Here is a 251-nt window from a genome sequence, read left to right as displayed (position 1 = left end):
CGCCGATCCGGGCGTGACGATGGGCGGCAGCAGGCGCGCGAGCTCGGGCAGACCGAGCAGCGCGAGCACTTCGTCGTCGTAGGCGCCGCTGCGGTAGTTGCCGAAGGTGAAGATGGCCTCGGTGTTGCAGGTGCTGCGCACGCCGGTGGCCTGGAAGTAGAGCCAGTCCTTGCAATGCAGCGCGGTCGTGGCCCGCGCCAGGCGCTGCGGCGCGTGGCGACGCAGCCACAGCAGCTGCCCGCTCTGCATCG

General features: G+C 71.3%; 1 protein-coding gene. It reads right to left on the bottom strand.

Annotated elements, in window-relative coordinates; translation table 11 throughout:
* The coding region (locus VTU_RS25005) for an FGGY family carbohydrate kinase (protein ID WP_010099621.1) at positions 1 to 251 on the bottom strand (251 nt) is incomplete at both ends.

This window comes from Verminephrobacter aporrectodeae subsp. tuberculatae At4 (assembly GCF_000193225.1).
GTDB classification, from domain to species: domain Bacteria; phylum Pseudomonadota; class Gammaproteobacteria; order Burkholderiales; family Burkholderiaceae_C; genus Acidovorax; species Acidovorax aporrectodeae.
The sequence above is the reverse complement of the archived record's forward strand: the minus strand, read 5'-3'. Positions and strand labels throughout refer to the sequence as shown.